The organism is Spirulina sp. 06S082 (assembly GCF_034932145.1).
Lineage (GTDB): Bacteria > Cyanobacteriota > Cyanobacteriia > Cyanobacteriales > Spirulinaceae > CCY15215.
The window spans coordinates 1-7729 of the sequence record NZ_JAYGHV010000195.1 but is presented as its reverse complement, the minus strand read 5'-3'; the positions used below and the strand labels follow the sequence as shown (position 1 = coordinate 7729).

Below are 7729 nucleotides of genomic sequence, written 5' to 3'. Positions count from 1 at the left end.
GGAAAACTCCCTCCTAGATTTTGCCAAAAAACTTACTCGAAGTGTCACCGAATCAACAAAGAAATTGCCCAACAAATTTCTCGTCAAATTGTTAATTTGGCTTTGATTTATGGTGCAAACGTTATTGTTTTTGAAAACCTTAAAGGTTGGCGACCCAAAGGGGGAAGAAAGCGCTCAAATCTCAAACAAAAATTTCATGGTTGGTTGCATCGTTGGTTGGTACAATTAACTACGGAAAAGTTTGAAGAATTAGGTGGAAAAGTCGAGTTAGTTTACCCAAGAGGGACTTCTTCTTGGGCTTATGATGGTTCGGGAAAAGTGAAGCGCTCGAAAACTAATTATGCCAATGCTCAATTTACTTCTGGTAAGCAATATAATGCTGACCTCAATGGCAGCCAGAACATTGGTGCGAGATATTGGGCTTGGAAACGCAAACTGGCGCACAGAAATGGTCGTCAGTTGTCTGATGGCAAAAGCTCCTCAGACAAACGGAGAATACCCGTCACTCTCTCTACGTTATGGGAGAGTGAAGCCCCTCATCTATCCGAAGGATGATGAGCGGGTGTATTCACTACCTGTACTAAACTCATGCAATCTGGATCGTCTTTACAAACGACAATCCCCCCATGTTCGATACCACTAAGATGCAAATTGAGGAAATCATCTCGATTGAATGTTACCACGCAGCGATCGCTTTCCGTTGCCATTTTTAAGACGCGATCGTCCGCAATTCCTTGGTTTGCATTTCCCGCTTCGTAAGAGGTTAAAACATCATACCCCAATCGTCGCAACTCATTCACCAATCCGGCTGATAAGTTTTCATTGGCATAAAACTTAAACATCCCAATCATCCTTGCTATGGTGGGAGGCAATCAGAGCATCAATTTCTTCTGTATTGGTTCGATAATAGGTTCGTGCAGCTAACAGATCAAACTGAGTTAATCCTGGAAAATCCCTCGCTAATGCGTCTTCATTCATCCCTTGTTTTGCCAGAGAAATTAACGTCCAGACTGCAATTCTCGTGTTGCGAATGCGGGCGTGACCACCACAAACACCGAGGGTTTTTTGGATGGTTTTTGCAATCAAGGTGGACTGAAACAAGGCATAATCTTCCGGTGAGAGAGCATTAACCGCTTCAGCTAGGGATTCGACTAATTTTGCGTTCATGACCGAGAAAGTGCCAATTCACTTATTAATAATGAAATGGGATGAAAATAAGAGGCAATAAAGCGATCGCCAATCCACTCCAATCTAACCATTTAAAATCGTCTATGCGATCGGGTTCTGATAATAAAGCATCAACTCTTTCTTGTAGGCGATCGCGGGAATAAGGGCGATTAAATTCAGCAGTAAAACTAGAAAACTCTCGGAAAGGGGCGCTTACAGTTAGTAATAGAGATTCGGCTAAAACTAAGCCATCAACTTGTTGACAAGCCCAGCGATCGGCACGTAATTCTCGCAACGCCAAAAGTTCTTGCCATAATGACTCTGTATTTGGCAGCCAAGGGGTTATGCGACGCAACCATCCCAACCCAAAAAAGCAGAAGGTATCGCGATAATAACAGTGTGCCTGTTCGTGGTTTAAAACGGCTTCTAAATGCTCTTCATCGAGACTTTCTAGTAAACCCTGACTAATTACTAATTCTGGCTGAAAGAAGCCGATTTGAGCGCTATATAAGCCGGAATCCTCTAATAAACGTGCTTGTATTTCTTGGCGATTGAGGTGTAATTTTATTTGAGGATAGGAACGAATCATTTTCAGAGCAGTTAACCCATCCCCTAGCGCCTTCATTCCTGAAAAAAGCACGAAAATGAGATAGGCGATCGCCAGATAATAACTCAATCTTCCTGTTTCCATGCCGATCATTTGCCCGCGATAGCCCATGAGGGCGATCGCGATCGCAGTCATTAATAATAATAAGGGAGGTAACAGGAAAGCAAATAAAGCCGAGTGCCACCGATCGCTCCATGTTTGAGCGTTTCCTTGCCAACTCAAACGGAAGGCGATCGCGCCACTCAAAACGATAAGAATCAAGAATAAGTGCATTATTTTTCCTCCTCTCTCTGTTGACGAACCGCACGTAAACGAGAAGCGATCGCTTCAATTTGTTCGACACTTCCCGCATCAAGACTATCGGCGAAAGCAGCAACAATATCGGGATTACTAATCGCTAAAAAATTATTGAGGCGATCGTGGGAATGTAATACTTTAGCCTCTTGACAAGAAACTAAAGGAGTCCAATAAAATGCCCGGCCTCTTTTTTCGCTTTTGACCCAACCTTTCTTTTCCAAACGATTGAGAACTGTTGTCACGGAAGTATAGGCAAGTTCGCGATCGGGATCGGTTAAAATGCGTTCGTGAATTTCTTTAACCGTAGCACAGTTAAAATCCCAGAGAATTTGCAAAATTTCCCGTTCTAGGGGACCGAGAGAGAGCTTTTTGGGGCGGCGATCGGGGAGTGGGGACATTAATTTAGTAACTCAATTATCAATTATCAATTCTATAAAAATGGTTGTAAAACTTCAACAGTTTTTGCTCCAGTTTTTGCCCAACTAAATTCGCTGGCACGTAATAAGCCTAATTCGCTTAAATTATCTCGGAAGGCGATATCTGTAACCATTGTATTCATTGCGGCAGTAATTTCTTGGCTATTGTAGGGATCGACTAAAAGGGCAGCTTCTCCAGTAACTTCGGGAAGAGAAGAAATATTTGAGGTAATCACAGGAGTCCCGCAGGCCATCGCTTCTAAAAGAGGCAGGCCAAAACCTTCCCAAAGAGAAGGAAAAACAAGGGCGATCGCGCCATTGAGCAAAATTGGCAGTTTTTCATAGGGGACATACTCCATAAATTTGACTTCTTCTCGGATATCTAATTCCCGTGTCAACTCCTGCCAGCGAGGTGTATAGCGTTCGTCTGTAGGACCTGCCAGCCACAGTTCATAATCCTTACAATTGGGAAGATCCGCAAAGGCTTTGAGGAGACGTTCGATATTTTTATAGGGGTCTTGTCGTCCCAAATAGAGAAAATAAGGGCGACCTCGCCTCGGGATGAGTTCAACGGGGCGAAAATGTTGGCGATCGTAAGCTAGAGGAATAGGGGTGATTTTGTTGGCAGACACATCACAAAAGTCAATCAGATCGTTAGCGGTGGCAACAGAATTACAGATAATATGTCTGGCTTGGGAAACTACCCTCGGTAAGGCATAACGATGATAATAATTGAGGCGAGATTTCCGATTGGGAAACCGTAGGGGAATGAGGTCGTGTACCATGACAATGAAACGACACCGACTGTAAAGCGGGGCTTCAGGGACTGGGGAAAATAGGAGGCGCGATCGCAGTTTTCGATAAATTGAGGGTAGGCGAAATTGCGTCCATAACAAGCGTAAAATATGCCCTTGCGTTCCATATTCCGGGGTTAAGTTCCTCGGAATGGGATAGCAATCATATCCCAGTATCTCCTCGGCACTCAAAAGAATCGGATCGAGAGATTTGAGGTGAGGGTAAAGGTTGCGGGTATAATTAGTGATTCCTGTTGGTTTGGAAAAGAGAACTGATAGATTAACCAGCACGAAGGCTTATCCCTTTCAATTGGTTGTTTCATCCTACAGCATACCTATACTTTGCAGAAATTTAGTGGTATTGCCAGAATTTTCTTATTCTGCTGCAACCCAACTCTATTTTCTGCGATCGGATAGTTTTAATTTCACATCAAGATTGCGCTGTTTCAATAACTAATTCTGGCGCATTGTTCTAATTCTCTCATGTTTGATATTATAAGCTAATTTTACCGATTAGAAGAGAATGCGGCGATCGCATTTAGGGGACAATTTATTAAGAAACTTTGCTACAGTAGGAACTTCACACACATTCAAGAGTAATGGGTATTTTGAAAGACTGGTGGCAAAAATTTGAGAAATATCCCCAGCGCAATTGGTGGTTTTCAGGAATCTTGTTGGGAGTGACCTGTTTTGTTGCTTTTTTATGGGGTTTGGGTAGTGTTGGTTTGGTGGACGAAACCGAACCTCTTTTCGCTGAAGCAGCCCGTCAAATGACCGTTACGGGGGATTGGATTACCCCCTATTTTAACGGGGCGACACGCTTCGATAAACCCCCTCTGGTGTATTGGTTGATGGCGATCGCCTATAAGATTGTCGGAGTCAATGAATGGGGGGCGCGTTTACCTTCTGCATTGTCTGCGATCGCCATGACAATTCTCGGTTTTTTCACCCTGCGAAGGTTTGGTTTTCCCTCTCCCAAAGCCGTTACCACGGAACCCAATTCTCCTCAAACTCAGCGCCAGCTTTGGCTTTCAGCCTGGATCGGATCTGCACTAATGGCACTCAATTTACAAACAATGGCTTGGGGGAGAACAGGCGTTTCGGATATGCTGCTTTCTGCCTGCATGAATAGCGCAATTTTCTGCTTTTTTTGGGGCTATTCGATGCCGTCACCAGTTGGGGAAAAAATAACATCTAATTCCCCATTTCCCAATCGTTGGTATATTGCTTTTTATGTGCTTTTGGCTTTGGCGGTTTTAACCAAAGGACCAGTGGGCATTGTTGTGCCTGGCTTGACGATTTTAGCTTTTTTGTTTTATGTGGGGAAATTCCGAGAAGTTGCCAAGGAAGCAAAGCTAGTTTTTGGGGCAATTCTCTTTAGTATTATTACAATTCCTTGGTTTATTGCTGTTATTTTAGCGAATGGCCAAGTATATATCGATTCCTTCTTTGGCTACCATAATATTGAACGTTTTACCCATGTCGTTAATCACCATTCAGCACCTTGGTATTTCTATTTTCTGGTGGTGTTGATTGGATTTTTACCTTGGTCGTTATATGTGCCGATCGCGATCGCCAGATTGCGATTTTGGCGGCGATCTTTTTGGCAGCAACAACCGCGATCGGCTCATTTCGGCTTGTTCTGTTTTTATTGGTTTGCCATAATTTTTATCTTTTTCTCTGTCGCTGTTACCAAACTTCCCAGTTACACTTTACCTTTACTTCCTGGTGCATCGGTTTTAGTGGCATTGCTGTGGAGTCAAGAATTGACGCGATCGCCAGATTTAAAACAGCGAAAAGATAATAGCTTTTTCATCACAGGAATAGCCAATGTTATTTTCTTATTATTACTCGTCGCTGGTTGTCTCTACGGACCCTTTGCCATCGGCTACGATCCCGCAGCATTAACTTTAGCAGAAGATGCCATTAAAAGTATTTTGCCAGAAATAGGAGCATTAATTTGGAGTCTAGGTGCCGTGGCGATCGCCTTCCTCTTATTGCATCAAAAAAATTGGCGCTGGATATTTTGCGTCAATTTTATTGCTTTATTTTGCTTCATTATTTTTACTCTTATTCCTGCTTCCTACTTTGCCGATAATTTGCGCCAGAAACCCTTAAGAGAACTGGCCAGATTAGCCGCCCGAGTCGAACAACCCCAAGAAGAATTTGTGATGATTGGCTTTCAAAAACCCAGTATTGTTTTTTATTCCCAACGTCCCGTTACCTTCTTTTCTCATACTCCTCATTTCTTGAAGCGTTTAAAAGAAAAAGTTAGCGATCGCCCTCAAGATTATCCTATCCTTATTCTCAGTCGTCCCGATAAAACTCGAGAAAGCAATCTGCGATCGCAAGATTATGAATATTTAGAAGGAAAAGGAAGTTATCAACTCATTCGCGTCAATCGCGATACAATTTTACAGCGAAACCCATAGGGAATTTAAAGAGAATTAGACCTCTTTCGCAAGATCGTGTTATATTGAGGAAAATTAAAAAACCTTAATAAATATTTACATAATCTTGTTTACTAAAATTCTACTCTCCTCAACCACAACAGGGCTAACCCCACCCCAGCGAATCTCACCATTCTTTGCTAACTCTCAGCCCCTTCAAAGTCAACTCTGGCGCATCTTTGCAGCTTCAGGTTTTCTTGTTTCTGTCCCTGTCTTTTTTCAGGCACCCTTAGTGCGTTCATTTCCTGAATTGAGTTTGCTGCTGACAGTCGGTTGGTTTGTACTGGCTTATTGCTTATGGCGATCGCCAAAATATCAACTGTGGGGGGATATCCTTCTCGGTTTTAGCTGGAGTTGGCTGGCAGGATCATTGTATTGGGGTTGGTTGCGCTGGGAACCCTTTCTACATCTTCCCATAGAAGCGATCGCCCTTCCCATCGCCCTCTGGGGACTCAAACGCGGCTGGGGGAAAGTAGGCAACTTATTTTATTTAGGCTCCTTATTGGGAACAGCCATCACCGATCTTTACTTTTATTTAACCGGATTAATCCCCTATTGGCGGCAAATCATGCAAGTGGAACCAGAATTAGCACCCGAAATTTTCCATAACGCGATCGCCCAAATTGAAACCCCTTGGGGATTGAGTTGCGCCATCGCATTGCTGTCCCTATTATTTATCCTAGGAATGCGATCGCTCCAAAACCAAAAACAACATTGGTGGGCATTTGGGGGAGCCGTCTTGAGTACAATTCTCGTTGATGGGTTATTCTGGTTGCTGGTTTCCCAAGCATGATAAGGCACAGGATAAAGAAATTTTAGAAGTATGAAGAAGGCAAAATGAAGTATAAAAGATTAGTAGAAATGAACAAGAATCAATATATTTCTGATGCAGATTGTCAAAATCAACTCTAAAATGTACCCAAGACAAAGCCAATTTTGCCCTCAGCCCTTACCTTAACCTCCCGCATGACTACGGGATCTACCCCTTACCTGATTCTTCGCACTGCCAGTGGCAACCGCTATCTTCCTTTGGTTGGTAGCAATCACTGGACAGTAGGACGTAACGAAGATAATAATTTTGTCATTCGGGATCGCTGGATTTCCCGGAATCATTCCATGTTGCAATGTACTGAAACCGGAGATTTTTACTTAATCGACCTCGGTAGTCGGAATGGTACATTTGTTAACGGTCGCCGGGTTAGTATTCCCATGATCCTCAGAAATGGCGATCGCATCACCTTCGGGCAAACAGAATTAGACTTTCGCTGTCCTCCCAAAGAAAGTCCAAAAACCTCTGAATTCGTGGGTAAGGAAACCTCTACCTCTGTACTCCATGTTCGCCGTTTAATGTCAGTAATGGTAGTAGATATCCGCGATTTTACAGTTCTAGCGCGAAAACTGGATGAAAAAGTTCTCTCAAGTCTAATCGGGGACTGGTTTAGGCAAGCTGGGGGGATTATTCGCGACTCAGGCAGTTGGGTAGATAAATATATTGGCGATGCGGTGATGTCTCTCTGGTTTCACGGTGAAACAGGAATTGCCAAAGAAGAAATTATCCAAATTTTCCAAGCCATTAGCGATCTCAACAAAATGACCCACGATCTCGGCAATCATTATCCTTTGCCCTTTCAGTTAAGAATTGGGGCAGGGATTAATACAGGTTATGCAATGGTGGGGAATACAGGCACCGGCGATCGCCCCGATTATACGGCGATCGGCGATACGGTGAATACAGCGTTTCGTTTAGAGTCTTGAACGAAACAAATTCAGCGAGATATTGCCCTGGGGGAAACAACTTATGATTATCTTATCGAAGTCGGCAAAGCACAGCAGCGTTTTCGACAGCATACGGTTCACCTCAAAGGCTACGAAACGCCTACTATTACCTACGCTTCTACTTTTGAAGAGTTAGATAATTTTCTCTTGGATAAAATCCTTTGGGATAATTTTAAGGAGAATGGGGAGTAGGGAGTGTGGGGAGTGTGGGGAGTTGGGGGA

Annotated in this window: 8 protein-coding genes and 1 pseudogene; 4 read left to right on the top strand and 5 right to left on the bottom strand. The window is 43.4% G+C overall.

The window, feature by feature from the left end; genetic code table 11:
- Positions 1-555, top strand: a 555-nt coding sequence (locus tag VB714_RS13900; protein ID WP_323225128.1) for an IS200/IS605 family accessory protein TnpB-related protein, incomplete at its 5' end; no start/stop codon positions are given.
- On the opposite strand, the gene VB714_RS13895 is transcribed toward VB714_RS13900, so the two are convergent.
- From VB714_RS13895 to VB714_RS13875, 5 genes are read right to left on the bottom strand one after another with little or no spacing between them, the layout of a single operon-like run.
- On the bottom strand, positions 537-842 hold the full coding sequence (locus tag VB714_RS13895; protein ID WP_323225125.1) for a DUF5615 family PIN-like protein: 306 nt from the start codon (positions 840-842) through the stop codon (positions 537-539). The two genes, VB714_RS13900 and VB714_RS13895, sit on opposite strands and share 19 nt — an antisense overlap.
- Positions 835-1167 carry a DUF433 domain-containing protein gene (locus VB714_RS13890; RefSeq protein WP_204103493.1) on the bottom strand — a complete coding sequence of 111 codons (333 nt, stop codon included), beginning with the start codon at positions 1165-1167 and terminating at the stop codon, positions 835-837. The genes VB714_RS13895 and VB714_RS13890 overlap by 8 nt, the downstream gene beginning before the upstream one ends.
- A gap of 25 nt (positions 1168-1192) precedes the next feature.
- The gene (locus tag VB714_RS13885; RefSeq protein ID WP_323225122.1) at positions 1193-2047 is read right to left on the bottom strand and encodes a M56 family metallopeptidase; all 855 of its coding nucleotides are present in this window, start codon (positions 2045-2047) and stop codon (positions 1193-1195) included.
- Positions 2047-2469, bottom strand: a complete 423-nt coding sequence (locus tag VB714_RS13880; protein WP_323225120.1) for a BlaI/MecI/CopY family transcriptional regulator — start codon at positions 2467-2469, stop codon at positions 2047-2049. Before VB714_RS13880 ends, VB714_RS13885 begins: the two co-directional genes overlap by 1 nt.
- Before the next feature lie 32 nt (positions 2470-2501).
- Positions 2502-3572, bottom strand: a complete 1071-nt coding sequence (locus VB714_RS13875) for a glycosyltransferase family 1 protein (RefSeq protein WP_323225118.1) — start codon at positions 3570-3572, stop codon at positions 2502-2504.
- Between the two features lie 308 nt (positions 3573-3880).
- Here VB714_RS13875 and VB714_RS13870 point away from each other — a divergent pair, with 308 nt between their 5' ends.
- The 3 genes and pseudogenes from VB714_RS13870 to VB714_RS13860 all read left to right on the top strand — a co-directional run bounded on the left by VB714_RS13870 (position 3881) and on the right by VB714_RS13860 (position 7699).
- Positions 3881-5713, top strand: a complete 1833-nt coding sequence (locus VB714_RS13870) for a glycosyltransferase family 39 protein (RefSeq protein ID WP_323225117.1) — start codon at positions 3881-3883, stop codon at positions 5711-5713.
- Between the two features lie 85 nt (positions 5714-5798).
- On the top strand, positions 5799-6524 hold the full coding sequence (locus tag VB714_RS13865; protein WP_323225114.1) for a DUF3120 domain-containing protein: 726 nt from the start codon (positions 5799-5801) through the stop codon (positions 6522-6524).
- Between the two features lie 173 nt (positions 6525-6697).
- Positions 6698-7699, top strand: a pseudogene (locus VB714_RS13860) (FHA domain-containing protein).
- Positions 7700-7729: the final 30 nt, after the last annotated feature.

Bases quoted from the DNA above. Each gene is read 5' to 3' on its own strand.
- VB714_RS13895 (WP_323225125.1), bottom strand. From the start codon at position 842: ATGTTTAAGTTTTATGCCAATGAAAACTTATCAGCCGGATTGGTGAAT.
- VB714_RS13890 (WP_204103493.1), bottom strand. From the start codon at position 1,167: ATGAACGCAAAATTAGTCGAATCCCTAGCTGAAGCGGTTAATGCTCTC.
- VB714_RS13885 (WP_323225122.1), bottom strand. From the start codon at position 2,047: ATGCACTTATTCTTGATTCTTATCGTTTTGAGTGGCGCGATCGCCTTC.
- VB714_RS13880 (WP_323225120.1), bottom strand. From the start codon at position 2,469: ATGTCCCCACTCCCCGATCGCCGCCCCAAAAAGCTCTCTCTCGGTCCC.
- VB714_RS13870 (WP_323225117.1), top strand. From the start codon at position 3,881: ATGGGTATTTTGAAAGACTGGTGGCAAAAATTTGAGAAATATCCCCAG.